Below are 24,722 nucleotides of genomic sequence, written 5' to 3' on the forward strand. Positions count from 1 at the left end.
ATATTCTGTGTACAAAAGTCAAATTTTCAAAAAAATCTTATTAATTTTTGCTAAAAAATATCTCAAAATAGCAAATCAATTAGAAACTTTCACAGAACTTAATAAGTTAATTGAACTTTTTCTAAATGTTATTGACTAATTTAAGAAAATTGACCATAATTCTAAACGGTCGTGCAGTTGCGTGATGATATAATCACGAGGAAAGTCCGGACTCTATAGAGGTATGGTGCCGGTTAAGATCCGGCAGAGTATTATTACTTTAGGGAAAGTACCACAGAAAATATACCGCCGAATATGAATACGAAGATCAACTTCAAAAAGAGCAAGGAGTTCACAAGACGAGGAACGGAGCGTATACTTAATACGTGAGTACCGTAGTACTTGTAGAACGACGTAGCCAATTTTTGAAGTTCATCGAGTATATTCGGTAAGGGTGAAAAGGTACGGTAAGAGCGTACCGGTAAGTTGGTAACAAATTACGCATGGTAAACCCCACCAAGAGCAAGATCAAATAGGCGTTACAGAACTTATCAAGTTCCCGGGTTATCTCTAGCCGGCTTGTAATGCGGGTAGATCGCTTGAGGTAAACGGTAACGTTTATCCTAGATAAATAACTGCAATGAATTTATATTCATACAGAATCCGGCTTATAGACCTTATTGTTATCCCGTGATTTATTCACGGGATCCAGTTAAAAATACTAATATTATTAGTATTTTTAGTTGTTTTACTGGATACCGTGGACAAGCCACGGTATGAAATCGAGCAGGCTTTTCGAGCCATGCAACAGGACCACACCGAACTTACTATGACACAAATTTAATGAAAAAGTTATATCATTATCCTATTTGTCCTCTTTCAAGACAAGCCTGTGTCTTCTTAAAAGAATTAGATATAGAATTTACTACGATTAAAGAAGATTATTGGCAATTTAATAAAGATTTCTTAAAAATAAATCCTGCCGGAACATTGCCTATTTTAGAAGAATCATACGGCTTATTTGTGGTAGGTATTTATCCTTTTGTTGAATACCTTAATAGCAAATATCCGAATTTTAATTTTTTAGATGAAGATATTGATATTTGTTGCGAAATTAGACGATTATTCTTTTGGTTTAACGATAAATTTTATCGTGAAGTTACTAAGATTATTATCGATGAAAAAGTTATAAGATCAATTGCTAAAATGAGCAGCCCAAGAACCGAATTTTTACGTGCTGCAAAAAATAATTTAAATTATCACTTAGAATATATAACTTCTTTACTCGAAAAAAGAAGTTATCTTGTATCAGATTCCCTATCTATTGCTGATATTGCCGCAAGTTGTCACTTATCGGTACTCGATTATTTCGGCGAGATTTATTGGGATAAATGGACGCTTATCAAACATTGGTATTCACTAATTAAATCAAGACCGGCTTTTAGGTTATTATTACAAGATAGAATCCCTGGCTTTACCCCTCCAAGCTATTATACAGATTTAGATTTTTGAATAGACTTCTTCATAAACTCTACTTCTAGAGGTAATTTGTGCATCAATCCGCTGCTCGCATCCTCACGTACTTCTATGTACGCTGCTGTGCTGCATGTTTCCTACATATTCCTCTCTATAAGCAGTTTATGAAGAAGTCTAATATATAATTTAATAATTTGATTCTTTCCGTATCATGAGCTTTTAGTATTTTACGAATATTATTAAGAGATTGATTTTTTATGAGTGCAGGCTCATATTCAAGATGAACTCCACTTAAAATAGCTGTCCCGTCACCGCAAGTACATTTTATTATTGCAGGTTTATTATCTTCATAACTTGCTATTATTTCAGTATCTTTAGTATTTTCTGCATCAACAAAATATCCACCACCATTATAAAAAGCATAACAATCCTTAATATTTAAATTAAGTGTTGGATTTATTTTTAGGTAAGCGGCTCTCTTGCTCCTTTATTTGAATTATAGTAGTAAGGAGCAAGCAATGGTCCTCTAACCGTTCCATTGAAAATCTTTAATTCTCTTTCACCTATAACCTCTATATTTGTTCCTTTAGCAAATTCTAAATAATTGCCGCTATAATAACTACCGGCACATATTCCAAGAAAATTACCGCCATTTTTTAAATAATTTTTTATATTATCATTTCCTTTGCCTTGCAATTTTTGTACATAGTATAAATCTCTTCCACCAAGTAAAATAAGTAATAAGGTATTTTGAACCCACTTTCCGCCTATAATTTCTTGTGCAGTAATGTAATCTACCTCATACTTTGGAGCATAAAGTTTTAAGTTATGCACGCAATGCTTAATACTTATAAATTTTTATTTTCATTTTTATATTATTGACAAGAACATTATATAATTCTATTTAGTGTAATTACTTAAAAATAAATTATGAGGTAATTTTATGCAACTTAATTCAATCTCACTACCGTTAACCAAAAGGCAAGCAATAGAAATAGTTTTAGGAGTGGCATTACTTACTATTTGTTCACAAATATTAATACCGTTTAAGCCTGTTCCCATAACATTACAAACTGTTGCAGTACTATTTATCGGGCTTACTTATAATAGGGTCAGCGGTACTTTAGCAGTATTATCTTTTGTAACGCTAAGAGCTGCAGGTGTGCCGATATTTGGTAAATTTTCTAGCGGTTTACCAATATTATTAGGTACTACCGGTGGATATCTAGCAGGTTTCATAGTTGCCGTATATATTATGGCTAGCTTAAAAGATAAAATTTTTATTTCTAATAAATGGTTAAATCAGATATCTTTATGTTTGATCGGTAATATAATTATTATGAGTTTAGGTTGGTTATGGTTATCCAAATTTTTAGGATTAAAAGAAGCATTTTATAGTGGTGTACTATTTTTTATAATACCCGGAATAATTAAATCGTGCTTATTAATCGGACTTATCAATGTAGTAAAACCAAAAACTCGATGAACTTCAAAATTTGACTGTAGTGAAATACAAGTATAGTGTAGATTATAATATAATATGTTATAATCTATATTATCAATATTGTTGTGCAGGTATAAAATGACAAAAAACACTCCAACTAGTATATACTTAGAAACCAATTTAAGTGAAAAAATTACATTGATAGCTGCAGAATTACATTGTCGTCCAAACAATTTAATTAATGAAGCTGTACGTTTATTTGTCGAGGGACAGGAACATATTAAACAATTAAAAGCAGAAGATGTTAAACGGCAATCTTTGTTATCTAGGGAACAAAAAAAATTAGAAGAAGACTGGGAAAAAAATCAAGATTACACAGATTGGATTTAAGAGGCTATCAGTAAACAAATTTTAACCGGTAATTTAGTTCTTTTTTGCTGCAAATTATAAGATTTTTTTGAAATATGAATAACTATTCCTACAAAAATCTTATAATTTTCGCTAAAAAAGCTCTTTAATTACTAATTAAAGTTTATTTACTGATAGCCTCTAATAAATGGACAAAATAGAAATTAAAAAAGGCGACATTGTAGTTTGTGTATTAAGTGGAGATTACGGCAAACCTCGTCCTGTTGTTGTTATTCAATCTAACTCGTTAAATAAAACTCTTGCCAGCATATTAGTTTGTCCTATAACAACCTATTTAATAAATACTGCAATTTATCGTCTGCTATTGACTCCTATAGAGTTAAATGGTCTTAAATCACAATCTTGTATTATGGTTGATAAAATTAATGCTATATCAATTGATAAAATCGATACAAAAATTGGCAAACTATCCTTTGACGAAATAATAGAATTGAATAAAACCTTAAAATATTGCCAAGATTTGGATTAATTGCTAAAAAATATTTCTTTAAAATCTTTTTCTATCCTAAGCGTTTATAGTTTTGTATAACTCTATATATTCATGAAAAAAATCAATAACAATGCTAATGCCGCATTTTCCGGTGCCGACCTGGAAAAATAATATTAAATATGATCTTGAAAATATAGCAAGACTTTTAAAAGCCTTAGGTAACCCTCATTTAAGGCTTCCTCCCGTCATACATATAGCAGGTACAAACGGTAAAGGTTCAAGCAGTGCTATGCTTAAAAGCATCTTTACGCTTGCCGGTTATAAGGTACATTGCTATACATCTCCTCATTTATTAGAATTTAACGAACGAATCGTAGTAGCAGGCGAGAAAATCTTGGATAATGAATTATGGCAGGTTTGCGAACAGGTGAGGGTAGCAAGCGAAAAATTTAATATCGAACTTAGCTTTTTTGAAGGTACTACGGCAGCAGCATTTGTAGCATTTGAGAAAACAAAAGCCGATATATTAATTTTAGAGACGGGACTAGGCGGTCGGTTAGACGCAACAAATATAATCGAGCAGCCTCTAATTACCTTAATTACACCTATTTCATATGATCATATGTATAGGCTCGGTAATACATTACCTCTAATAGCAGTTGAGAAAGCGGGTATCATGAAGTCTCGCATTCCTTGTGTTATAAGTATGCAAGCTTTGGAAGTTTATGAAACATTATTTACAAAGACTGAAGAGTTAGAGGTACCGAGTTTTTGTTATGAATATGATTTCGGTATTAAAAAGACGGATAACGGATTTATTTATTTATCACGAAATTTTAGTTATGAGTTTCCGACTCCTTCGCTACTTGGTGTTCATCAATTAATAAATGCTGCAAGCGTTATTTCTTTAATAAGTTTAATAAATAAACAATTTAATATTAGCAACGAAATTATCTCTAAAGGACTGCAAAATACTATTTGGCGGGCTAGAATCGAAAAAATAGAGCCGAAAAAATATTCTAAATTAATAGGTGATAATGTTCAAATTTGGGTAGATGCAGCTCATAATAATAGCGGAGCTCAAGTTTTGACAAATTGGATTCGTGATAACTTAAAATCACCGATATATTTAATACTCGGTATGACTAAAAATAGGAATATCGAGGAGTTTTGCTCCTACTTTAAGGGTTTGACAATTAAAGGTTACGGTGTTAAAGTTTTATCCGAACCACTAAGCCATAGTGCAGAAACAATAAATTTGGAAGGCAGAAAGAGCGGGATTGATTTTAGCGAAAGCGACTCACTCGAAGAAGCGATTAGTAATATAAAGAAGATAAACGGTGATAATAAAGCAAATATTATAATAACCGGATCGCTTTATTTAGCTTCCGATTTTTATAAATTACTGCGTTAAACGTCATTGCGAGCAGCCGTAGGCTGCGTGGCAATCTCATGAAATAGTACTCCTGAGATTGCTTCGTCAAAATTTTCAATTTTTTCTTGCAATGACGTATTGATTCTCGCTATAAATATATAAAACCAACCTAGGAGAAAATAACATGACCTATTGCAACAAATCTAATCAAACCTCATATCCTTTTATCTTACCTGATTTACCTTATGACAAAGAGAGTTTTAAACCACATTTTACTCCCGAGACTTTTGATTATCATCATGGTAAACATCATAATGCTTATGTACAAAATCTAAACAATTTACTCAAAGATAAAGAAGAATTACAAAAAAAAGATTTAGAAGAAATAATAGAATGGTCATCTCAAAACTCAAATGCAGCTATTTTTAATAACGCAGCCCAAATATGGAATCATACCTTTTTTTGGCATTCAATAAAGCCGGAGGGTGGAGGTAAGCCAAGCGGTAAAATACTAGAACAAATTAATAAAGATTTCGGTAGTTTTGAAGGATTTTGTGAACAGTTTAAGCAAGAGGCAGTAGGGCAGTTCGGTAGCGGCTGGGCATGGCTTGTATATCACGATAATAGGTTACAAATTATAAAAACCGCTAATGCCAGTACGCCTATAGCAAACGGTATGAAGCCGCTTCTTGCATGTGATGTATGGGAACATGCTTATTATATTGATTATCGTAACAAACGACCTGATTATGTTGACATATTTATTAAGCATATGATTAACTGGAAGTTTGTAGAAGATAACTTAATAAAATAAAACTATGAATTTAGAGGATATTAAAAAGGCTCAAGAAACTCCTATCGAATATATAGCTTTTAGTGGAGGGGGAGCTAAGGGAGCAATATATTCCGGAGCTTATGAGGCAGCAAAAAAAGCCGGTATTTTAGATAATGTCAAGGCGGTAGCAGGTTCTTCCGCCGGTGCTATAACTGCAGCAGTGGTAGCTCTTGGGACACCGCCTGAGCGATTTGAAGAAATTTCTAAAAATACAAATCTGCAAACATTACTTGGAAAAAAAGGATTTTCTGCGGGTATAGTACAGTTAAATAAAGACGGTAAACCTTTATATGATTTATTAAAACTTGTTATTAAAGAAAATATAGGAAATTTTTTACAGAGATCAGATATAGTAAATGTTAAAGATGATAAAGCTCTTGATGAATTAAGAGAAAGATACAACCAAAAAGATGGTAAAATATATTTTAAGGATATAGCGTTACTGCGAAAATACGATCCAGTGCAGTATAAGGATTTAGTAATTACGGCAACTCAGCAAGAGACAAGCGAACTAACTATTTTCAATAGCTTTGATACGCCAAATATTGAAATTGCTTTAGCTTGCCGTGCTTCTGCTTCTATACCGCTTGTTTTTGAACCAGTAGAAATTGACGGTAAAAAATATGTCGACGGTGGGTATAGAGATAATATACCGACAAAATATTTTAAAGGCAATGAACCGGAATTTGACACAAAAGAAGTAACTGATAATATGGAGGAAATTACCTTAGCTAAAAAGCAAGGTAGAACTCTAGCTATGGCTTTTGGCACGGGTATGGAAGCTGATGCAAATATTGCTATATATAGTGCAAAAAAATTTGAAAGCCCAAGTGATATCGTAAAGTTTTTAGCTGATGTATTATTTAAGACTCTTGCAAAAGTAGGAGGAAAATTTAAATATACCGAAACTCTAAGAGAAACTAATGAGCAATTACGTGAAAATGCTTTAAACACTGTTGTTTTAGATACTGCCGGAATAGATACTTTGGATTTCAAAGATGCACAAAAATATTCTGATTATTTGCATATTAAAGGATATTGTCAAACTAGAGAACATTTGAATAATCATGACCTTGGCAAAGAAGCAGATAAAACATTTGACCATCAAAAATTTCTACTAAATGTTTATGAAGTTTATGATAATAAAAATCTACATAAAACATTTGGAACTAAATTATTAGAAATGTTTATTCCGTCAAAAGAAAATAATGCTTCTAAATGGCAAGAAGGAATTATCGAAAATCATGATGATAAAGCAAAAATGTTATTATCATTTTGTAAAACCGGAGCATTAAACGAAAAAGAATTAAATGAAAAGCTTAAAGAATATGTAATTATTGCTGCAACTAGTCGCAATAATACATTAAAAGCCGATACAAACTCATTGCAAGCTTTGCTGTATACCTTAAACGATCCTGCTGCTTCAAGTAAAATAAAAGATAATTTCATTGAGGTACTTGGAATAGATAAAAATAAAGATGTACGATTTGATAAAACTAAAACCTTTGATGAAAATATTGCTAAGTTTAAATTTACTAAACAAGCTTTAGAAAGCTTTATAACTAAAAGTAAAAGTGAAGCACCAAAAATTCAAAGCAAACATAGTGTAGCCAGAAGTCATGCAAGTAGGGGGTGATTATCTTCATTGCGAGCGAGTATTGTTGCGTAGACCGGTTTTCCGTCATTGCGAGAAGAATTACGTAGTAATTCGACGAAGCAATCTCAGGAGTTTGTTATTATTTCATAAGATTGCCGCATCGCTTCGCTCCTCGCAATGACGGTTTTGGTATCCACGCTGGCAATGCCTTCTCGCAATGACGACTACTAGAAAAATGAATATCGGTAAATTTAAACTAATTGTTTTTGATGAAATAGACAGTACAAGCTCTGAGGCTATGAGAACTGCTAAAAGCGGAATAGTTGATTCAAACTATGCAGTACTTGCTAAATCTCAAACCAAAGCACGAGGAAGAAGCGGTAAAAATTGGCAGTCTAGGGTAGGTAACTTACATGTAAGTTTACTAATAAAGCCTAATAAAGAGCTAGAATTATTACCGCAATTATCTTTTGTTACAGCCCTTGCCGTTTATGATTGTATGTCATCCCGTGGCTTGTCCACGGGATCTAGTAAACCAACAACCAATGATGCTGTAAGTTGTTTTCTGGATCCCGTAGGGGGGCTACGGGATGACATTATACAACTAAAATGGCCCAATGATGTTTTAGTTAACGGTCGGAAAATTGCCGGTATACTTCTTGAATCCGTTAAAGTAGAAAATAATTATTACCTTATTATAGGTATAGGGATTAATATCACCTATCACCCTGATAATATTGACCAGCCTACTACTAGCTTAATAAGCGAAAATCTAACGCCTATAGAGCCGCAAGCTTTACTTGAAAAATTAATAAAGAATTTTGAAAAATATTATCAAATTTGGCATAATAACGGTTTTTCTTTTATTAGAGAAAGCTGGTTAAAACATGCTTATAAGTTACATGAAAATATTAGTGTTAAACATCAAAACAAACTTATAACCGGTTTTTTTAAAGACATTGATAATACCGGTAGAATAATATTGCAACTACCTTCCAAAAAAATAATCTCTTTTTCCACTGCCGAACTTTTCTTTTAGCAAAAATATTACTAAATTTAAATTGTAGATTTAATTTTTGTTAACTTCTACTTAAGCTCCAATTTAACAAGGTAATATTAATATGCCCCAAGAGAATAGCAACTCTAAGTCTCAAGAGTTTTTAATAAATGCGTATAAGCAATTAAACGAATTTAAAAAGTTTTCTTCTCGTAATATTAGTGAAGATTTTTTAAAAACTGAAAAAACTTTTAAATGTGCATTATTTACCGGTAATAATAACGCATGTGAAGGTTTAGTAGAATTATATGATGAAGTAATAAAAAAAATGCCTGATTATGAACTTAAGAATATAAATATAACACAATTTAGAGATATTATGCTCTTAGTCGGAAGAGAACTTAATAATAAAAAATGTATAAATACCTCCTTATTGTCAGTAAAAATTAATGAAAGTTTTTTTGAACCTAGTGTTGTTGCTCATGTAAAAGCTATTGAAATATGTCAAAAGCAAAATAGCAACAATCCTTTCACAGTTAACGAGGATAAAATTATCGACGATTTTAATCTCACTCTTGATAGACTCCCATGTATATATGTACCAATAGAATATTCAGAGCTTGTATGCTTAATACCTACAGGCGAAGATGAGGTAATAACCTCAGGAGATAATTATTGTAATATATCATAGGAATATGGATTATGAAAGCAACTTTTATTTCAGCTCAAAAATTTATACAACTAACTCCTGAGTATTTATATAAAAAAGGTAAAGAATCTTATCAGCAGGCTTTAGTGGAAGAAGTAATTTTTACACAACAAAAATTATATACAAACGCTATATTATATTTTCAAGGTGCTATGTTTTTAGGAAGCGAAGATGCTTGTGCATATTTATCTGAATTTTATAAAAATGGAAATCATCTTGGAATTAATAATGAACGACTAAATAATTTAATAAAAATTGTAGCTAATATAGGAAAATTTTTACATTACAGTAAATTAACAAATTCTATGTGTTTAAAAGATTTTGGAATATCCGATTATTCTGAACTTATGGAACTAGCTATAATAGAAAAGGGATATATGAATGCAGTGCAGGGGGAATGGCATAAAATTCCCGTTCCTGAATATTTGAGTCTGACTAACTTAAAAACAATTATACAGGAGTTTAATAGCGAGTTACCGCCTAAATATCAATTAATTACCGATGAAAGTATTTTTGAACATAAAGAAGAAATAAGAAAAAAAGAAATCAAAGACTCTATTGATGAAGAAGAAATCAATAAAGAATTAAATGAATTTACTCCTCTAACCCAATCTGAATCTATATTAGATATCACTACAGTTCAATCTCAACCTATAACTCTAGAACCAATAGAAGAATATAGAGAGAATACTAAGCACGATTATTCTACACTACTCGGGGCAGGAAACTGTACCATATCTTAAAAAAATAAAGGGATGAAAATAATGATGAATAACCAAGATAAAAAATTAACTTCTGATGAAATGTTTAAAGCAGCACGACAGCAATATTTAGATGACATCAATCGACTTCTTATTAAATCAGCAAATAATGAACTAATAACAACACCTGAAAATATAGAGATTATAGATAGATTATACCAACAATTAAAAGAAGCATTCTTTTGCGGGCAAGGTGGTGAGGCAGCTTACTATTTAGCTCAATTTTATTACAACGGCTGGTCAGTTAAAAAAGATATTATTAAGGGAGATTTTATTCTTTCAATAGGGAAAAAATGCGGTGATCCAAATTGTACGGCTTTACGTTATAAGAATGATGATCTTTTATCTGAAAAACTTAAAGCTTTGGCTATAACATGTACTAGAGTTAGTATAAGCTCCAAGTTAAAATATCAATCAGAAATAACCGACGCAATAAAAAAGGAAGCTGAGTCTGCTATTATTGAATGTATAAAAGATACTGAAATAAAAGACATATTCGGTATTATAGATAATACGCCACAAAAAGAATCTAATACTCCGGAGCTATTAACGCAGGCTGATATATCGTCACAAGATGAACCATTAGTTAAACCTAAAAAAAATGATAATTTAAGCGTGTTGGTGCTGCTTTCTACATTCGATGGACCTAATAATACTAATAATCCAGAACCTCCACCACCTGTTTTCTTACAGCAGACAAGATTAAATACTGAATCACAAATAGAGATTAATGTTGATAATAAAGCACCTCCACCACCTGTTCCCTTACAACAGACAGAATTAAATACTGTACAACAAATAGAGATTCCTAATAATAATGAACAACTTCCCTTAATTATACCTAATATGATTACTGAATTTCAGCAGCAAACAGAATTTAGTAACACACAACAAACAGAGGTTCTTGGGTTAGTCGAAGATACAGAAAAAAATAATAATTGCTTCGTTGTTAAAAAATGTTTAATTCTATAAAAAACAATAAAATCTTTTATCTATCACCGGTAAATCAGTTGCTTAAGGAAGGTTTAAAGCAGCAGGAAATGTTTTTTGTTTTTTACGATAAATGGCCTTTCTATAGTAAAAAAGCAGTTAATCTATTGTTTGAGTCAGCAGTAGAAAATTTAACCTGTGCTATGTTACTTGGCGAAGAAGAGGCAATATTGCCTCTATCTCATCTCTATTATAGCGGTACTATTTACGATATTTTACCGGATTTAGTTTTTGGTGATTATATTATTTTAATAGGTCAAAAACTTGGATATAAATCATGCCAAAATATTTCTTTAAGAATGATTACTAATACTAAATCTAGATAGTATCGCTATTACTATTACTTCTAATATGTTATTTTATCATCGTCATTTTAAATACATAGGTGATGAGATTAAAAAAAAATTATTAAAGACTGCAATGAGCAATTTGATAAAGTATGGCATTTTTGTAAATTTGAATATTCCTATTCAACATTATTATCTTTTGAAAGGCCGGAAGAAGAAGCCGAAAAACTTGAAGAAGTACCTTTGATGGGTACAAAATCTACTGATGATAGTAAATGTTTGATATCTTGAATGTTTTTTCTATGTCTAGTTTTTTCGTCATTGCGAGGAAAAATTGAAAATTTTAACGAAGCAATCTCAGGATATTTGATGAGATTGCCACGCAGCCTATGGCTGCTCGCAATGACGATTTAATGCCTTGCAGTAATGACATACAACACCCACCTCTTAGTGCTAGCATTTTTTCAGTTATATTATCTTAATGCACCGAGTGATTAAGTCATGGGGTGACAACGGAAAATAGGTAATAAATATATGAAAAAAGTAATCTACAGCAATCAAACTTTCGATAATATGGAAATAAAGTCCGTAACCGATAATTAGGTAGTAATTATCGGCTATGCGAGTGTTTATAATATTGCCGATCATCATAACGTAAAATTTCTTTGGCAACATGACAGTAAAAAACCTATCGGAATTATTACTCATTTGGCTGAAGATGACCACGGTTTAAAAATGGAAGCGGTGATAAATAATAAAGTCAAAGCAGGAGTAGAAGCGATAGAGCTAATAAAGCAAGGGGCAATAGACGGACTATCTATAGGCTTTTATATAAAAAACTCGATTTATAATGATACAAGGCAGAGAGTAATTACCGAAGCAGAGCTTTTAGAGATAAGTATTGTTACTTTTCCAGCTAATCAAAGTGCTAAAATCTTATATATCACTAAAGGGCAAGAAGTAGAATATAACGATAAAATCAATGAGTTAGAGGAAAAGCTATATAATACGCAAAATATTTTAGAAAGACCAAATAGTGTAAATATAGAAGAACAAGAACAGAAAACAGCTTTCATTAATTATGTACGTAAAGGCGAAGATAATGAGCTTATGCAAAAATCATCCCTAAATAGTAGTACTGAAGCAGGCGGCGTTTTAATATTACAGACTTTATATAACAATATCATCACCGAAATAAATGCTAGATCGCCAATGAGGGGACTTGCTTCGATTGAAACAATTTCTACGAATGCCCTTGATATAATAAGCGAGGACGGTAAATTTAGTAGTGGCTGGATTGGGGAGGTAGAAGCACGAGAAGAAACTCCGGCAGCGAAGTTAAAGCAACAGCGTATTTTTGTTCATGAGCTATATGCACAGCCGAAAGCTAGCCAAGCACTACTTGATGATGCGACTATCAGAGTCGAAAATTGGTTAGGTGAAAGATTGCGTAATAGTTTCTTTAAAATGGAAAATAATGCGTTTATAAATGGTGACGGTATAAAAAAACCTAGAGGTATTTTATCGCCTGACCATGATAAAATCGAAAAAGTTAAGATGGGTAATAAAATTACCGCCGATGGGCTGCTTGATTTTATAAATTCACTTAAGGAAGAATATTTAGCGAATGCAACTTTGTTAATGAATCGTATTACTTTGTCGGAAGTACGAAAGCTTAAAGATAATCAAGGGCGTTTTATTTGGCAGCAATCACTATCAGATTCGTTTAAGCAAACAATATTTGGAATACCGGTAGTTTGTAGCTCCGATATGCCTCTTATAGATAAAAAGGGAAATGCTATAGCGATAGGTGACTTTAAAACAGCCTATAAAATAGTAGATAGAAGCGGTATTAATATAATGCGTGATCCTTACACTGAAAAGCCTTTTGTAAAGTTTTATGCAGTGAAGAGAGTAGGGGGTGATGTGGTAAACCAAGAAGCCATTAAAATTGGCGTATTTGGTTAGATATACTTGTTTAATTTGAAAAATTGGCTACGTTGTCTTTTGCTGATAATCCTCACGTACTAGTATGTACGCTGCGGTTATCAGCTTCAAGACGCCTTGCTCTTTTCTAAATTAAACTTCGTCTATCCACTCTTTAATTAATGCATACATGCCGTGATTAAGTCATGACATCGGGAGGTAAGCTATGTTCAAAAAAAACAATTTTCAAATCATAGAAACATTTCCGCAAGAAGTGTGGAGTTTAGAGCAGGTAAAGAATTATATGCGGGTAGAGGCTAGTTACGATGATGATTTAATAATCGGATTAATTGATGCAGCAATCACGGCAGCAGAGAATTTTACTAAGCTAAATTTTATCTCAAAACAAATCAAATTTATTTGTAATATTTCAGGGAAAAAAGAGTTTTTATTAAAATATAACCCATTAATAAAAATAACAAAAATAAAGAAACAATTTAAAGACCAAGAAAATGACTTAACGGCAGATGATTATGCGATCGAGCAGAATCTTTTAACTCTAAATAAAGCATTAAGTAATGAAGAGCTGTGGGTAGAATATATAAGCGGTTACGATAAAAATAATATTCCGCATGCTATAAAACACGGGATTATGCTACATATAGCTGAGATGTATGATCGTCAAGCTACGAATTGTATCGGTCTTTCCAAAGAGGTAAAAAATTTATATTTACCTTATCGCAATATACAAATTTAGGAAATATGGCTCTTATGTCATTCCTGCGTAGATACTGAGTCATCATTGCGAGGAGTTGTGTTAGCAACGATGCGGCAATCTCATGAAATAATATAAATTCCTGAGATTGCCACGCCGGCATAAATGCCGGCTCGCAATGACGGAAATAATTTAAAAGGTAATAAAATGACAAAAACAGTCGTGAAAAATTTTCAGCATCAAATTAAGTTTTTAGAAAATATCGCAGGAGAGGGGATGGAAGAGGATAGATGGGTAGAAAAATTAACAATCTATGCCGAAATCAAACCGTTATGTGATAGTAAATTTCTTGCTCTAGAAAATATAAGCTTCGGACATATAATAACGGAAGGATATTTTTTATTTAGAATAAGATTTATAAAAAACATCACTACTAAAATGCGTATTTTATTTAAAGAACGGGAATTTGAAATTAAACGGATTATTAATGTTGAAGAAAAAAGCAAATTTTTAAATATAATAGCGTTGGAAATATATGTATCATGATTTTATCTATAATTTTCAGCTAAGTTTGTATAAATTACTTATAAATGATAATGAAATAAAAACAAAAATTAATAAAATATATTTTTCCGTTGTTCAAGATGCAAAATGTCCGTTCTTACTTGTTAATATATTGAATGTTACTAATATATCAACTAATGTACAACATATAATGCAGCTGGAATTTGAAATATGTATTTTTACTAATGATAAAAATCGCAATATTGCGCTAAATCTTGCTAGCAAAATAAGTGATAAAATAGAGCGTTACTCATTTGAAAATGTTGCAGGTATAAAAGCAAATAAAATAGAATTTCAAACTAGCAAAGACTTAGTCAGTACAAAACTAGTAATGAATTATCAGACATTGTTAAAACAAAAAATAGGAGTATAAAATGCTTTTAATCGCAGGGCTAGATATAAGTAGCCTACTAAAATCAAGAAAGAAATTTGAAGAGTTTCGTAAACATTTAGATACCGAGCAGAATAAAGCAGGTAGTATACAGGCCTTTGAGTTTTGCTATGAAGTGGCATGGAAAATGATGAAACGTTTTTGTGAAAAAGGTGGTAAGTCCCCATATACTTTAAAAGAAGTATTTCGAGAAGCAGCGGTTAGCGGTTTAATTTCTGATCCTAGGAAATGGTTTAGATTTATCGAGATTCGTAACATTACAGTTCATACTTATAATGAAAAAAATGTAGAATTGGTAATTAGTATTTTTGATGAGTTTTCTGATGCTGTAGATGAGCTTATAAAAAATTTGGAGAAACGTAGTGATTCAGCTTGATAAACAAGATTTACTAATATTACGTACCATACTAAGCAAATATCCTTATAAATTTTATGCTTACGGCTCAAGAGTTAAAGGAAATCATAAAAAATTTTCTGATCTTGATCTTTGTATTATGGATGATATTAATCATGAAGTTTTGCTTGAAATTAGGAAAGTACTAGATGAGTCTGATATATCAATACATATAGATATAAAAAGATGGAATATAGATATGAATGAAGATTTCCGCTCTTTAATTAAAAAGGATATTATTCTTTTTGAATAATAATTTAGGTATCTTATGAATTTTCACGATATACGTATGCCGGAATTTATTGAAAGTTTTGCGGTCGGAAAGACGGAATTTTCTACTTCTCACGCTATAACTAAATCAGGTAGAGAAGCAAGACATTTAGACCGCAATTACGGTTGCCAAAAATATTTAATCAAAAATGCTAGATTAAGTAGCTCTGAATTTGAGCAGTTTAATAGCTTTTTTAAAGCAAGACGTGGAAGTAATTTTGCTTTTAGGTTTAGGGATTATGCCGATTATAAAGTAACGAACGGAATGATTGATAAGGGTGACGGCAATTTAAATAAATTTCAGCTAAAGAATATATATAGCGATTCTATTGCTCCTTACGAACGAGTTATCACTAAACCGGTTAATAATAGTGTAATTCTATATAATTAATAATGTAAGAGCTATGGGCATTGTAGATTACAACGACGGTATAGTAACCTTACCAAGTCCCTTAGGTCAAGATGTAATTTTAACTGCTGATTTTACTTTTGACGTAGCAGTTAGATTTAGTATAGATAGTTTTGAATATTCTTATTGTAATGACGGTTCTATAGAATTATCCAACATAGAGTTAGTGGAGGTAGCTATACTCGTTTAATTTGAAAAATTGGCGGCGTTACTTCTCGCTTATAATCCTCACGTATTATATATACGCTGCGGTTATAAGCTTCAAAGTGCCTTGCTCTTTTCCAAATTAAACTTCGTCTATCTGCTTTATTATTTATCAGGAATATATATGAGTATTTTATCATCTAATAATATTGAAGAAGTAATTACAAAGCTTACAAATTTTGTTTATTGTTTTCAAATTAAGCTAGCTAGCGGTGAGGAATTAAACTTAACAAATAATGACTATGCTATAAAAAATGAAGAGAGAGTTCTTTTACCAAATTCCGGTTTAGATTTAAAAGAAGCAGAATTTAACGATTCCGCACAAAACCATATAATCATTGAAGGTATTTTTGAAGAAAACGGCATTACGACGGCAATGGATTTAAATAATTCTATTGTTAAAATAATAATATATACTGACAAGCTTTTTGAACATTTCGTGACATATTATTGCACTTTATATACAAAATACAATTTAAACTTTAAAATACATTTAAAACCTGAAACAGTAAAATATAATCAGACTGTAATTAATCGATATAGCAAAACATGTAGAGCAGTTTTTGGAGATAGTAAATGCAAAATAGATAAAGCTTTATATAGCGGCATATATAAGGTTAAAGAAATGCTCAAGGAAAGTTTAAGAATACTAGATTTAGATAAAGAAAACGGCTATTATAACGGCGGTCAAATTATATTCGGCGAAAATCGTTTTAACAGTAAAGTTCTAAGCAATTTCGGTGATTTGATTATATTAGAGGATATTATACCAGATGCTGCCAAAGATACCGAGGAAATAAAAATTATTGCCGAATGTGATAAAAATTTTATAAGCTGTTGCAATAAATTTAATAATGCTATAAATTTTAGGGGCGAACCGCTAATACCAAAAAAAGATTTTATAAATTTAGTATAATCAATGAAACAAAGTTTTATAAAACTAATATATGCAGAGCTAAAGAATATAATAAATATGAAAAGCTCCAAACAACAGCAAAAAAAAGAAACGCAATTAATTGATTATTTTAAAATAGTTGAAAGTAATATATTATATACATTTCAAAAAATAAAAAAGGAATATGAAAGAGACTAAACGTTTTTTTAACAAAAATAATAGATTAAATAAAGGTTATGTTAAGACTTTTAGTGTAAACGAGCCTGATAATAATTTTTACCGTAAAAAATTTGAACATATATTACCGCCAATTGATTTAATCAGTGAGTGTGAGAATATTTATCCCGGTACTTTACAGGAATTAATACATATGGCACAAAAAGAACAAGCTCATAAGCATGCTATAGACCTAAAAAACTTGAAAATACAGGAAAGAGTCGCTAAATTAACACGAATCTGTTTATTAATATTTGGAATTTGTCTTGTAGTTTCAATTTTTTTTAAAACTTTCTAAATAAAATTAAAGATAAAATATTTTATTTACTTGTAATTTTAAATAAAATAAGTTAAATGCAATATATATTTATTTATAAACATAATACGGAGAAATTTTATTTCTAAAAATAATTTTCCTAAGGCTAATAGAGAAATCAGAGCTAGAGAAGTTCGTCTAGTAGGTGAAAACGGCGAAATGCACGGCGTCGTAAATATTAGAGAAGCATTAGATATGGCGGAAAGAGCCGGTCTTGACTTAGTCGAGATATCACCGAATGCTGTACCCCCTGTCTGTAAAATTCTAGATTTTGGTAAGTTCAAGTACGAAAGCAAAAAGCGTTTGCATGAAGCACGCAAAAAGCAAAAAATCGTCGTACTTAAAGAAATGAAATTTAAACCTAACATTAGTATAGGTGATTTTGAAACTAAGCTAAGAAAAATAAAAGAATTTTTGAAAGACGGTGATAAGGTAAAAATTTCTTTATGGTTTAAGGGACGAGAGATTCTTCATAAAGAAGTCGGTCAAGAACTATTTAAACGTATAGAAGTAGGACTTGAAGGACTCGTTAAAATCGATCAGCATGCTAAAATGGAAGGTAAGCAGATGATAATGATAGTTAGCCCTGATATTAAGGTGTGATAGCTACTCAAGTCGTCATTGTGATGCGTGGATACTGAATCATCATTGCGAGGAAAAATTGAAAATTTTGACGAAGCAATCTTGTGCTAAAGGTCTGAGATTGCCACCTCGATGCTACGCTTCTCCTCGCAATGAGGATAAAAAATACCTACCACAACTAAACAATAATAAAAACTAAAAACAAATTATGCCGATTAAAATTTTTATGCCTGCTTTATCTCCAACTATGACAGAAGGAAATCTAGCTAGGTGGTTAAAAAAAGAAGGGGATAAAGTTAATCCCGGGGAAGTGATTGCCGAAATCGAAACCGATAAAGCAACGATGGAAGTAGAAGCAGTAGACGAAGGTATACTTGCCAAAATAGTTACCCCACAAAATAGTCAAAATGTACCTGTTAACTCATTGATTGCGGTGCTAACCGAAGAGGGTGAAGAAAAAACGGACATTGATGCGTTTATTGCAAAAAATAATAATGTATCACCGTCACCGAAAACAGATGCTAACCTTCCAAAACCCCACGAGAATATAGCTAAGGTAGAAGAACAGGTAGCAGTTATAAAACATGATGCTAGTAAAATATTCGCCTCACCACTAGCAAAAAGACTTGCAAAAATGGGAAATATTAGACTTGAGAGCGTAAAAGGTAGCGGTCCGCACGGTAGAATAGTCAAACAAGATATATTATCATATACTCCTAGCACTGTTCATAATAAAATAGTTAGTAGAAATCCTGAAGAATATCGTTTAGTACCAAATAATAATATCCGCAAGATTATAGCTAAGCGTCTGCTTGAATCTAAACAAACAGTTCCACATTTTTATTTATCTATAGAATGTAATGTCGATAAATTGTTAGATATAAGAGAAGACATTAATAAATCTTTTTCTGAAGATAAATCAACAAGGATATCGGTTAATGATTTTATTATTTTAGCAGTAGCCAAAGCTTTACAAGAAGTACCAAATGCCAATGCTAGCTGGGGAGAAGATGCAATTAGGTATTACAATAATGTCGATATTTCAGTAGCGGTAGCGATTGAGAACGGGCTTGTTACGCCGATAGTTAAAAATGCCAATCAAAAAAACATTATAGAGCTATCTCGTGAAATGAAAGAATTAATAAAGAAAGCAAAAGATAATAAATTAACCCCTGAAGAATTTCAGGGCGGAGGGTTTACCATTTCTAACCTCGGTATGTACGGTATTAAGAATTTCAATGCTATAATTAACCCACCGCAAAGTTGTATAATGGGCGTCGGAGCTAGTGCAAAACGTGCTATAGTCAAGAATGATCAAGTAACTATAGCAACAATTATGGATGTAACTCTTTCTGCCGATCACCGAGTAGTAGACGGAGCAGTCGGTGCTGAGTTTTTGGCAGCATTTAAGAAGTTTATAGAAAGTCCCGCTTTGATGTTAATATAAATGGTTATTGTGGTTGCATGGACCTGTAAAACCTACTCGATGTCATTCCTGCGTAGGCGGGAATGACATCAATTCATACAATAACACTATATCTCACCCATAAATAAATCACAAATAATATGAGTTTTTCAGATAATTTAGCAAAAATTTTAGATAAATATGAAAATTTAGGCAAAAAACTATCTTCCGGCATTATGGGAGACGAGTTTGTTAAGGCATCTAAAGAATATGCCGAACTTGAAGATGTTGTAGCAAAAATTAAAGAATATAATAAAGCTAAATCTGAGCTTGAAGAAGCAAATAATTTTAAGCTAGAAGTGGGACTTGATAATGCCACTTTAGAAATGATTAAAGACGAAATACACAATCTTGAAAATTCGTTACCAAAACTTGAAAGAGCCTTAAAAATTGCTTTATTACCGAAAGATGATGCGGATAGTAAAAGTGCTATTATTGAAATTAGAGCAGGAAGCGGCGGTGAAGAAGCCGCACTTTTTGCTGCCGTACTTTTTAATATGTACCAACGATACGCCGAGTTAAAAGGATGGTGTTTCGAGATATTAGCGATTTCCGATACGGGAATAGGCGGTTATAAAGAAGCATCGGCGTCGATAAAAGGCAAAGATGTATTCTCTAAACTAAAATTTGAGTCAGGCGTTCATAGAGTGCAAAGAGTACCGGAAACGGAATCACAAGGACGTATTCACACTTCAGCAGCAACGGTTGCAGTACTTCCTGAAGCTGAAGAGGTTGATATTAAAATTGAGGATAAAGACTTAAGAATCGATACTTATAGAGCTTCAGGGGCTGGTGGGCAGCATGTTAATACTACCGATTCTGCCGTACGTATCACTCATATCCCTACCGGTATTACCGTAGCCTTGCAAGATGAGAAGTCACAGCATAAAAATAAAGCAAAGGCATTAAAAATTCTACGTGCTAGAATTTATGAGGAAGAACGCCGCAAAAAAGAACAAGAAAGAGCCGACAGTAGACGAGGGCAGGTAGGTTCGGGAGATCGTTCGGAACGGATACGTACTTATAATTTCCCACAGGGAAGAGTATCCGACCATAGAATAAACTTAACACTTTATAAGATAGACGAAGTAGTTAAAAACGGACAATTAGACGAGTTTGTTGAAGCTTTAATTGCAGATGACGAGGCCAAGAAACTTTCAGAGATATAAGTGTATACGTCATTGTGAGTAGGCATTGTTGCGTGGATACCCAAGTCGTCATTGCGAGGAAATTGCGTAGCAATTGACGAAGCAATCTCAGGAGTTTGTTATTATTTCATGAGATTGCCACGCAAGTACTACGACTGCTTGCAATGACGGGGCGGCATCCACACAATAATACCTCCTCGCAATGACGATATACAGCAAAAATACGGTCTAATAAACACATGAAACCACAAGCATCTATAAACGGTAAAATCTGGCAGCAGAAACTGATTAACGAAGATATAGTCACCGAGTTATGTCGTAGTTTCAAAATTAGTGATTTACTGGCTAGGATAATATCATTAAGAGTAAATAATCTAGAGGAAGTAGAAAATTTTTTGATACCGAAAATCAAAAATTTATTACCTAATCCTTTTCATCTACTCGATATGGAAAAGGCTGTAGATAGAACAGTTAAAGCTATTTTAAGTAACCAAAAAATATGTATCTTTGCCGATTATGATGTGGACGGTGCTACTTCAGCCGCTTTACTTAAAAATATTTTTAGAGATTTAAACATAATATGTGATATTTATGTTCCCGATCGTATAGCTGAAGGATACGGTCCTACTCCTTTTGCTATGCAAAAAATTAAAGATAGCAGCACAGAATTATTAATTACGGTTGATTGCGGTGCTATGGCACATAAAGCCCTAAAATACGCAAAAGACGTTAACCTTGATGTTATAGTAATTGATCATCATATAGCCACGGAAATATTACCTGATGCAGTAGCTATAGTAAATCCAAATCGTATTGATGAAAAAAGCGAATGTAAACATTTGGCAGCCGTAGGAGTTGCTTTCTTATTTGCAACTGCAATATTATCAAATTTAAAGAAGCAAAATTATTTCACGCAAACAATGCTTCAGCCTAACCTAATGAAGTATCTAGATTTAGTGGCCCTTGGTACTGTTTGTGATATGATGAAATTAACAGGCTTAAATCGTGCATTTGTCGCAAGCGGATTGAAAGTAATGCAACAAAGGCAAAATATAGGGATTAAAACATTATATGATATGGCAGGGCTTAATGAAATACCGAAATGCTATCATTTAGGGTTTATTCTAGGTCCACGTATCAATGCAGGCGGTAGAGTAGGAAAGTCAAGTTTAGGGGCTAATCTCCTATCTACTAGTTGTTCTAATGAAGCAAGTAAATTAGCTGAAGAACTTGAAAAACATAATAATGAGCGTAAAGTAATTGAGTTATTAATGATAGAAGAGGCAACAGAAATTGCTTTAACTCAACAAGATAGTAGTTTATTATTTATCGTAAAAGAAGGATGGCATCCAGGCGTTATAGGAATCGTTGCCGGCAGATTAAAAGAAAAATTTGATAAGCCGGTAGCGGTTGTGGCTTTAAATGACGGGATTGGTAAAGCTTCATGCCGTTCTATTTTAGGTATTGATTTCGGTGCTGAGATTATTAATGCTAAAAGCAAAGATTTGCTAATAGCAGGTGGAGGTCATGCTATGGCGGCAGGTTTTACCGTAACTGCTGAAAAATTACAAGAATTGCAGATTTTTTTTAATAATGCTTTTAGAATTAGTATAAATAAACTAGAAAATTATAAGCATGCGGAATATGATATTGATTTAACGGTTAATAGTGTAAATTTCCCTTTAATGGAGGAATTAAACACTTTAGAGCCTTTCGGTCAAGGAAATCATGAGCCTATATTTAAATTCGATGATTTATTTGTATTAAAAGCAGATATCGTTGGAAGTAAGCATATTAAATGTATGCTTGTTCCAAATAAGCGAGGCTTTGGTAATAAAGCCTTATCTGCTATTGCTTTTAATTCGGTAGGAACTTCATTTGAAGATGTTTTATTAAGCCCTAAAGCAAAAAATATTGACGCAATAGGAACGTTAAAAACCAATAATTGGCAAGATAATTATACTATTCAATTAATTATAAAAGATATAGTTCTTAGAGAGTAGATGGCGATACCCGAACCGTCATTGCGAGGAGCCGTAGGTGTTGTTGCATGGTTCGGTTTTTCTCCTGTCATCCCGTGATTTATTCACGAGATCCAGTTAAAAATATCAATATTATTGATGTTTTTAGTTGTTTTCTGGATACCGTGGTCAAGCCACGGGATGACAGAGGTGAAATTGATCCATACAACAATACCTGCTCGTAATGACGATTTGGGTTGACAATGTGCTATTACGTTGTTAGTATGCTTTTACATACATAAACAGCTCTTATAAGCTAACAAGATAAATAATTCTTCAAACCTCAAGAATAAATAAAATTTTCTAAAAATCTAATTTGATTCCTAATTTTAAATAATTATATTACTTACCTTTAAACTTAATTGCTAACTCAACTTTTCAATTATAATCTATTAATAATAAAATAATGAACACAACTAATAAAGAATCTACAGAAGAACTTAACAATACCGAATCCAATAACAATCATAATAATTTTGCAGAGAACGGTAATATTATTAATTTAAAACAATTAAAACGTAAATTACCGGAGGAACTACAAGCTCAAGCAGAAGAATTAAAAATTGAAAATATTAATTCATTACTTAAACAAGAATTAGTTTTTGCAATTTTGAAAAAATCCGTAGAGCAAGGAGGCTTAATAGTGGGAGAAGGAGTACTTGAAGTACTACCTGACGGATTTGGTTTTTTACGTTCACCGGAAGTAAACTATTTAGCAGGTCCTGATGATATTTATATTTCTCCTAGTCAAATTCGTCGTTTTGGTCTACGTACCGGTGATACGGTAGAAGGTCAGATCAGAGCTCCAAAAGCCGGAGAACGTTATTTTGCTTTACTGAAAGTCAATAGAGTAAATTTTGAAGACCCTTCTAAAGCTTATCATCGTGTTCATTTTGATAATTTAACTCCCTTATATCCTGATGAAAAATTAGGATTAGAACTTGAAAATAATAGTAAAGATAGTAAGGATTTTAGTACAAGGGTTATTGAACTTGTTGCCCCTATGGGTAAAGGACAACGTGCATTAATAGTAGCACCGCCTCGTACAGGTAAAACCGTATTATTACAAAATATAGCACATGCAATTACAACTAATAATCCGGAAGTATTTTTAATAGTATTATTAATAGACGAAAGACCTGAAGAAGTAACCGATATGCAACGTTCCGTGCGTGGAGAGGTTGTTAGCTCTACTTTCGATGAACCGGCAAGTAGGCACGTGCAGCTTGCAGAAATGGTTATCGAAAAAGCAAAGCGTTTAGTAGAACATAAAAAAGACGTGGTAATTTTAGTAGATGCGATAACACGACTCGCTCGTGCTTATAATACCGTAGTGCCGTCATCAGGGAAAGTATTAACGGGCGGTGTTGATGCTAATGCACTACAAAGACCGAAAAGATTTTTCGGAGCAGCAAGAAATATCGAAAATGGCGGTTCGCTTACTATAATCGGTACAGCTTTAATTGAAACCGGTTCTCGTATGGATGAAGTAATTTTTGAAGAATTTAAAGGTACAGGTAATTCCGAGATAGTTCTAGACCGTAAGATTGCCGATAAGCGTATTTATCCGGCTATTGATATAACTAGATCAGGAACTAGAAAAGAAGATTTATTAGTAGATAAAATAATATTAAATAAAATGTGGGTTCTTCGTCGTATTATCGATCCGATGGGTAGCAGTGAGGCAATAGAATTTTTACTCAAAAAACTTGAACATACTAAAACTAACGGTGAGTTTTTTGAGATGATGAAGAGTCCTGAACGCCCTAAAAACGGTTTGTAATACTCGATGAACTTTAAAAATTGGCTACGTCGTTTTACAAGTACTGCGGTGCTCACGTATTAAGTATACGCTCCGCTCCTCGTCTTGTAAACTCCTTGCTCTTTTTAAAATTGA

General features: G+C 32.4%; 26 protein-coding genes, 1 other RNA gene and 3 pseudogenes. 28 read left to right on the plus strand and 2 right to left on the minus strand.

Features of this window, described 5'->3' with window-relative positions:
• Window positions 1-161 precede the first annotated feature (161 nt).
• Window positions 162-666: RNase P RNA component class A (gene rnpB, locus ACE38Q_RS02525), an RNA gene on the plus strand.
• Between the two features lie 156 nt (window positions 667-822).
• Window positions 823-1,491: a glutathione S-transferase family protein gene (locus ACE38Q_RS02530; protein WP_500189981.1), complete on the plus strand. Its 669-nt coding sequence runs from the start codon at window positions 823-825 to the stop codon at window positions 1,489-1,491.
• Here ACE38Q_RS02530 and ACE38Q_RS02535 read toward each other — a convergent pair.
• Both ACE38Q_RS02535 and ACE38Q_RS02540 read right to left on the minus strand, forming a co-directional pair.
• Window positions 1,479-1,614: pseudogene (locus ACE38Q_RS02535) on the minus strand (palindromic element RPE1 domain-containing protein); the annotation flags it as partial. The gene ACE38Q_RS02530 and the pseudogene ACE38Q_RS02535 sit on opposite strands and share 13 nt — an antisense overlap.
• Window positions 1,593-2,307, minus strand: a pseudogene (locus ACE38Q_RS02540) (BPL-N domain-containing protein). The pseudogenes ACE38Q_RS02540 and ACE38Q_RS02535, both read right to left, overlap by 22 nt.
• Before the next feature lie 91 nt (window positions 2,308-2,398).
• Between ACE38Q_RS02540 and ACE38Q_RS02545 the strand changes: the two are divergent.
• The 26 genes and pseudogenes from ACE38Q_RS02545 to rho all read left to right on the plus strand — a co-directional run bounded on the left by ACE38Q_RS02545 (window position 2,399) and on the right by rho (window position 24,608).
• Window positions 2,399-2,941, plus strand: a complete 543-nt coding sequence (locus ACE38Q_RS02545) for a biotin transporter BioY (protein WP_500189982.1) — start codon at window positions 2,399-2,401, stop codon at window positions 2,939-2,941.
• A 96-nt stretch (window positions 2,942-3,037) separates the two neighbouring features.
• A complete protein-coding gene (locus tag ACE38Q_RS02550; protein WP_500189983.1) occupies window positions 3,038-3,289 on the plus strand; it encodes a hypothetical protein in 252 nt (83 codons plus the stop codon).
• A 166-nt stretch (window positions 3,290-3,455) separates the two neighbouring features.
• A complete protein-coding gene (locus tag ACE38Q_RS02555; RefSeq protein WP_500189984.1) occupies window positions 3,456-3,797 on the plus strand; it encodes a type II toxin-antitoxin system PemK/MazF family toxin in 342 nt (113 codons plus the stop codon).
• Between the two features lie 91 nt (window positions 3,798-3,888).
• Window positions 3,889-5,172: a folylpolyglutamate synthase/dihydrofolate synthase family protein gene (locus tag ACE38Q_RS02560; protein WP_500189985.1), complete on the plus strand. Its 1,284-nt coding sequence runs from the start codon at window positions 3,889-3,891 to the stop codon at window positions 5,170-5,172.
• A gap of 145 nt (window positions 5,173-5,317) precedes the next feature.
• The gene (locus ACE38Q_RS02565; RefSeq protein ID WP_500189986.1) at window positions 5,318-5,947 is read left to right on the plus strand and encodes a superoxide dismutase; all 630 of its coding nucleotides are present in this window, start codon (window positions 5,318-5,320) and stop codon (window positions 5,945-5,947) included.
• Between the two features lie 4 nt (window positions 5,948-5,951).
• Entirely contained in the window at window positions 5,952-7,604 is a 1,653-nt protein-coding gene (locus ACE38Q_RS02570; RefSeq protein WP_500189987.1) for a patatin-like phospholipase family protein, read from the plus strand.
• 196 nt (window positions 7,605-7,800) lie between these two features.
• A complete protein-coding gene (locus ACE38Q_RS02575) occupies window positions 7,801-8,604 on the plus strand; it encodes a biotin--[acetyl-CoA-carboxylase] ligase (RefSeq protein WP_500191222.1) in 804 nt (267 codons plus the stop codon).
• An 82-nt stretch (window positions 8,605-8,686) separates the two neighbouring features.
• Window positions 8,687-9,253, plus strand: a complete 567-nt coding sequence (locus ACE38Q_RS02580; protein WP_500189988.1) for a hypothetical protein — start codon at window positions 8,687-8,689, stop codon at window positions 9,251-9,253.
• 11 nt (window positions 9,254-9,264) lie between these two features.
• Window positions 9,265-10,014, plus strand: a complete 750-nt coding sequence (locus tag ACE38Q_RS02585; protein ID WP_500189989.1) for a hypothetical protein — start codon at window positions 9,265-9,267, stop codon at window positions 10,012-10,014.
• A 21-nt stretch (window positions 10,015-10,035) separates the two neighbouring features.
• Entirely contained in the window at window positions 10,036-11,004 is a 969-nt protein-coding gene (locus ACE38Q_RS02590; protein ID WP_500189990.1) for an SEL1-like repeat protein, read from the plus strand.
• Window positions 10,989-11,348 (plus strand): hypothetical protein, encoded by a 360-nt coding sequence (locus tag ACE38Q_RS02595; RefSeq protein ID WP_500189991.1) that lies wholly within the window; start codon window positions 10,989-10,991, stop codon window positions 11,346-11,348. The genes ACE38Q_RS02590 and ACE38Q_RS02595 overlap by 16 nt, the downstream gene beginning before the upstream one ends.
• A 597-nt stretch (window positions 11,349-11,945) precedes the next feature.
• Window positions 11,946-13,277 (plus strand): phage major capsid protein, encoded by a 1,332-nt coding sequence (locus ACE38Q_RS02600; RefSeq protein ID WP_500191224.1) that lies wholly within the window; start codon window positions 11,946-11,948, stop codon window positions 13,275-13,277.
• A gap of 184 nt (window positions 13,278-13,461) precedes the next feature.
• Window positions 13,462-13,992 carry a head-tail connector protein gene (locus tag ACE38Q_RS02605; protein WP_500189992.1) on the plus strand — a complete coding sequence of 177 codons (531 nt, stop codon included), beginning with the start codon at window positions 13,462-13,464 and terminating at the stop codon, window positions 13,990-13,992.
• A gap of 165 nt (window positions 13,993-14,157) precedes the next feature.
• Entirely contained in the window at window positions 14,158-14,496 is a 339-nt protein-coding gene (locus tag ACE38Q_RS02610) for a phage head closure protein (RefSeq protein WP_499161932.1), read from the plus strand.
• Window positions 14,486-14,887: a hypothetical protein gene (locus tag ACE38Q_RS02615; protein ID WP_500189993.1), complete on the plus strand. Its 402-nt coding sequence runs from the start codon at window positions 14,486-14,488 to the stop codon at window positions 14,885-14,887. Before ACE38Q_RS02610 ends, ACE38Q_RS02615 begins: the two co-directional genes overlap by 11 nt.
• 1 nt (window position 14,888) lies before the next feature.
• Window positions 14,889-15,281: an HI0074 family nucleotidyltransferase substrate-binding subunit gene (locus tag ACE38Q_RS02620; protein ID WP_500189994.1), complete on the plus strand. Its 393-nt coding sequence runs from the start codon at window positions 14,889-14,891 to the stop codon at window positions 15,279-15,281.
• Window positions 15,268-15,552: a nucleotidyltransferase domain-containing protein gene (locus ACE38Q_RS02625; RefSeq protein ID WP_011271084.1), complete on the plus strand. Its 285-nt coding sequence runs from the start codon at window positions 15,268-15,270 to the stop codon at window positions 15,550-15,552. The genes ACE38Q_RS02620 and ACE38Q_RS02625 overlap by 14 nt, the downstream gene beginning before the upstream one ends.
• Window positions 15,553-15,567: 15 nt before the next feature.
• A pseudogene (locus tag ACE38Q_RS02630) lies at window positions 15,568-16,168 on the plus strand (phage distal tail protein, Rcc01695 family).
• Window positions 16,169-16,306: 138 nt separating this feature from the next.
• Entirely contained in the window at window positions 16,307-17,098 is a 792-nt protein-coding gene (locus ACE38Q_RS02635) for a phage/gene transfer agent baseplate hub protein (RefSeq protein WP_500189995.1), read from the plus strand.
• 3 nt (window positions 17,099-17,101) lie between these two features.
• Window positions 17,102-17,275, plus strand: coding sequence for a hypothetical protein (locus ACE38Q_RS02640; RefSeq protein WP_012152828.1), 174 nt, complete (start codon window positions 17,102-17,104; stop codon window positions 17,273-17,275).
• On the plus strand, window positions 17,262-17,591 hold the full coding sequence (locus ACE38Q_RS02645) for a DUF2335 domain-containing protein (protein WP_500189996.1): 330 nt from the start codon (window positions 17,262-17,264) through the stop codon (window positions 17,589-17,591). The genes ACE38Q_RS02640 and ACE38Q_RS02645 overlap by 14 nt, the downstream gene beginning before the upstream one ends.
• 135 nt (window positions 17,592-17,726) lie before the next feature.
• Window positions 17,727-18,212 carry a translation initiation factor IF-3 gene (gene infC / locus ACE38Q_RS02650; protein WP_266264211.1) on the plus strand — a complete coding sequence of 162 codons (486 nt, stop codon included), beginning with the start codon at window positions 17,727-17,729 and terminating at the stop codon, window positions 18,210-18,212.
• A 187-nt stretch (window positions 18,213-18,399) separates the two neighbouring features.
• On the plus strand, window positions 18,400-19,638 hold the full coding sequence (locus tag ACE38Q_RS02655) for a pyruvate dehydrogenase complex dihydrolipoamide acetyltransferase (protein ID WP_500189997.1): 1,239 nt from the start codon (window positions 18,400-18,402) through the stop codon (window positions 19,636-19,638).
• A 119-nt stretch (window positions 19,639-19,757) separates the two neighbouring features.
• Window positions 19,758-20,825 carry a peptide chain release factor 1 gene (gene prfA, locus ACE38Q_RS02660; RefSeq protein ID WP_500189998.1) on the plus strand — a complete coding sequence of 356 codons (1,068 nt, stop codon included), beginning with the start codon at window positions 19,758-19,760 and terminating at the stop codon, window positions 20,823-20,825.
• 218 nt (window positions 20,826-21,043) lie between these two features.
• Window positions 21,044-22,807 (plus strand): single-stranded-DNA-specific exonuclease RecJ, encoded by a 1,764-nt coding sequence (gene recJ / locus ACE38Q_RS02665; RefSeq protein ID WP_500189999.1) that lies wholly within the window; start codon window positions 21,044-21,046, stop codon window positions 22,805-22,807.
• Window positions 22,808-23,231: 424 nt separating this feature from the next.
• The gene (gene rho, locus ACE38Q_RS02670) at window positions 23,232-24,608 is read left to right on the plus strand and encodes a transcription termination factor Rho (RefSeq protein WP_485441385.1); all 1,377 of its coding nucleotides are present in this window, start codon (window positions 23,232-23,234) and stop codon (window positions 24,606-24,608) included.
• The last annotated feature ends 114 nt before the right edge of the window (window positions 24,609-24,722 follow it).

The sequence above is a fragment of the Rickettsia endosymbiont of Thecocarcelia acutangulata genome, from assembly GCF_964263195.1.
Classification (GTDB): Bacteria; Pseudomonadota; Alphaproteobacteria; order Rickettsiales; family Rickettsiaceae; genus Rickettsia; species Rickettsia felis.

Coding starts and splice junctions, on each gene's coding strand:
- ACE38Q_RS02620 (WP_500189994.1), top strand. CDS start 14,889: ATGCTTTTAATCGCAGGGCTAGATATAAGTAGCCTACTAAAATCAAGA.
- ACE38Q_RS02605 (WP_500189992.1), top strand. CDS start 13,462: ATGTTCAAAAAAAACAATTTTCAAATCATAGAAACATTTCCGCAAGAA.
- ACE38Q_RS02580 (WP_500189988.1), top strand. CDS start 8,687: ATGCCCCAAGAGAATAGCAACTCTAAGTCTCAAGAGTTTTTAATAAAT.
- ACE38Q_RS02570 (WP_500189987.1), top strand. CDS start 5,952: ATGAATTTAGAGGATATTAAAAAGGCTCAAGAAACTCCTATCGAATAT.
- ACE38Q_RS02560 (WP_500189985.1), top strand. CDS start 3,889: ATGCTAATGCCGCATTTTCCGGTGCCGACCTGGAAAAATAATATTAAA.
- ACE38Q_RS02550 (WP_500189983.1), top strand. CDS start 3,038: ATGACAAAAAACACTCCAACTAGTATATACTTAGAAACCAATTTAAGT.
- ACE38Q_RS02530 (WP_500189981.1), top strand. CDS start 823: ATGAAAAAGTTATATCATTATCCTATTTGTCCTCTTTCAAGACAAGCC.
- recJ (WP_500189999.1), top strand. CDS start 21,044: ATGAAACCACAAGCATCTATAAACGGTAAAATCTGGCAGCAGAAACTG.
- ACE38Q_RS02575 (WP_500191222.1), top strand. CDS start 7,801: ATGAATATCGGTAAATTTAAACTAATTGTTTTTGATGAAATAGACAGT.
- ACE38Q_RS02640 (WP_012152828.1), top strand. CDS start 17,102: ATGAAACAAAGTTTTATAAAACTAATATATGCAGAGCTAAAGAATATA.
- prfA (WP_500189998.1), top strand. CDS start 19,758: ATGAGTTTTTCAGATAATTTAGCAAAAATTTTAGATAAATATGAAAAT.
- ACE38Q_RS02610 (WP_499161932.1), top strand. CDS start 14,158: ATGACAAAAACAGTCGTGAAAAATTTTCAGCATCAAATTAAGTTTTTA.
- ACE38Q_RS02645 (WP_500189996.1), top strand. CDS start 17,262: ATGAAAGAGACTAAACGTTTTTTTAACAAAAATAATAGATTAAATAAA.
- ACE38Q_RS02590 (WP_500189990.1), top strand. CDS start 10,036: ATGATGAATAACCAAGATAAAAAATTAACTTCTGATGAAATGTTTAAA.
- ACE38Q_RS02655 (WP_500189997.1), top strand. CDS start 18,400: ATGCCGATTAAAATTTTTATGCCTGCTTTATCTCCAACTATGACAGAA.
- rho (WP_485441385.1), top strand. CDS start 23,232: ATGAACACAACTAATAAAGAATCTACAGAAGAACTTAACAATACCGAA.
- ACE38Q_RS02585 (WP_500189989.1), top strand. CDS start 9,265: ATGAAAGCAACTTTTATTTCAGCTCAAAAATTTATACAACTAACTCCT.
- ACE38Q_RS02635 (WP_500189995.1), top strand. CDS start 16,307: ATGAGTATTTTATCATCTAATAATATTGAAGAAGTAATTACAAAGCTT.
- ACE38Q_RS02545 (WP_500189982.1), top strand. CDS start 2,399: ATGCAACTTAATTCAATCTCACTACCGTTAACCAAAAGGCAAGCAATA.
- ACE38Q_RS02595 (WP_500189991.1), top strand. CDS start 10,989: ATGTTTAATTCTATAAAAAACAATAAAATCTTTTATCTATCACCGGTA.
- ACE38Q_RS02615 (WP_500189993.1), top strand. CDS start 14,486: ATGTATCATGATTTTATCTATAATTTTCAGCTAAGTTTGTATAAATTA.
- ACE38Q_RS02565 (WP_500189986.1), top strand. CDS start 5,318: ATGACCTATTGCAACAAATCTAATCAAACCTCATATCCTTTTATCTTA.
- ACE38Q_RS02555 (WP_500189984.1), top strand. CDS start 3,456: ATGGACAAAATAGAAATTAAAAAAGGCGACATTGTAGTTTGTGTATTA.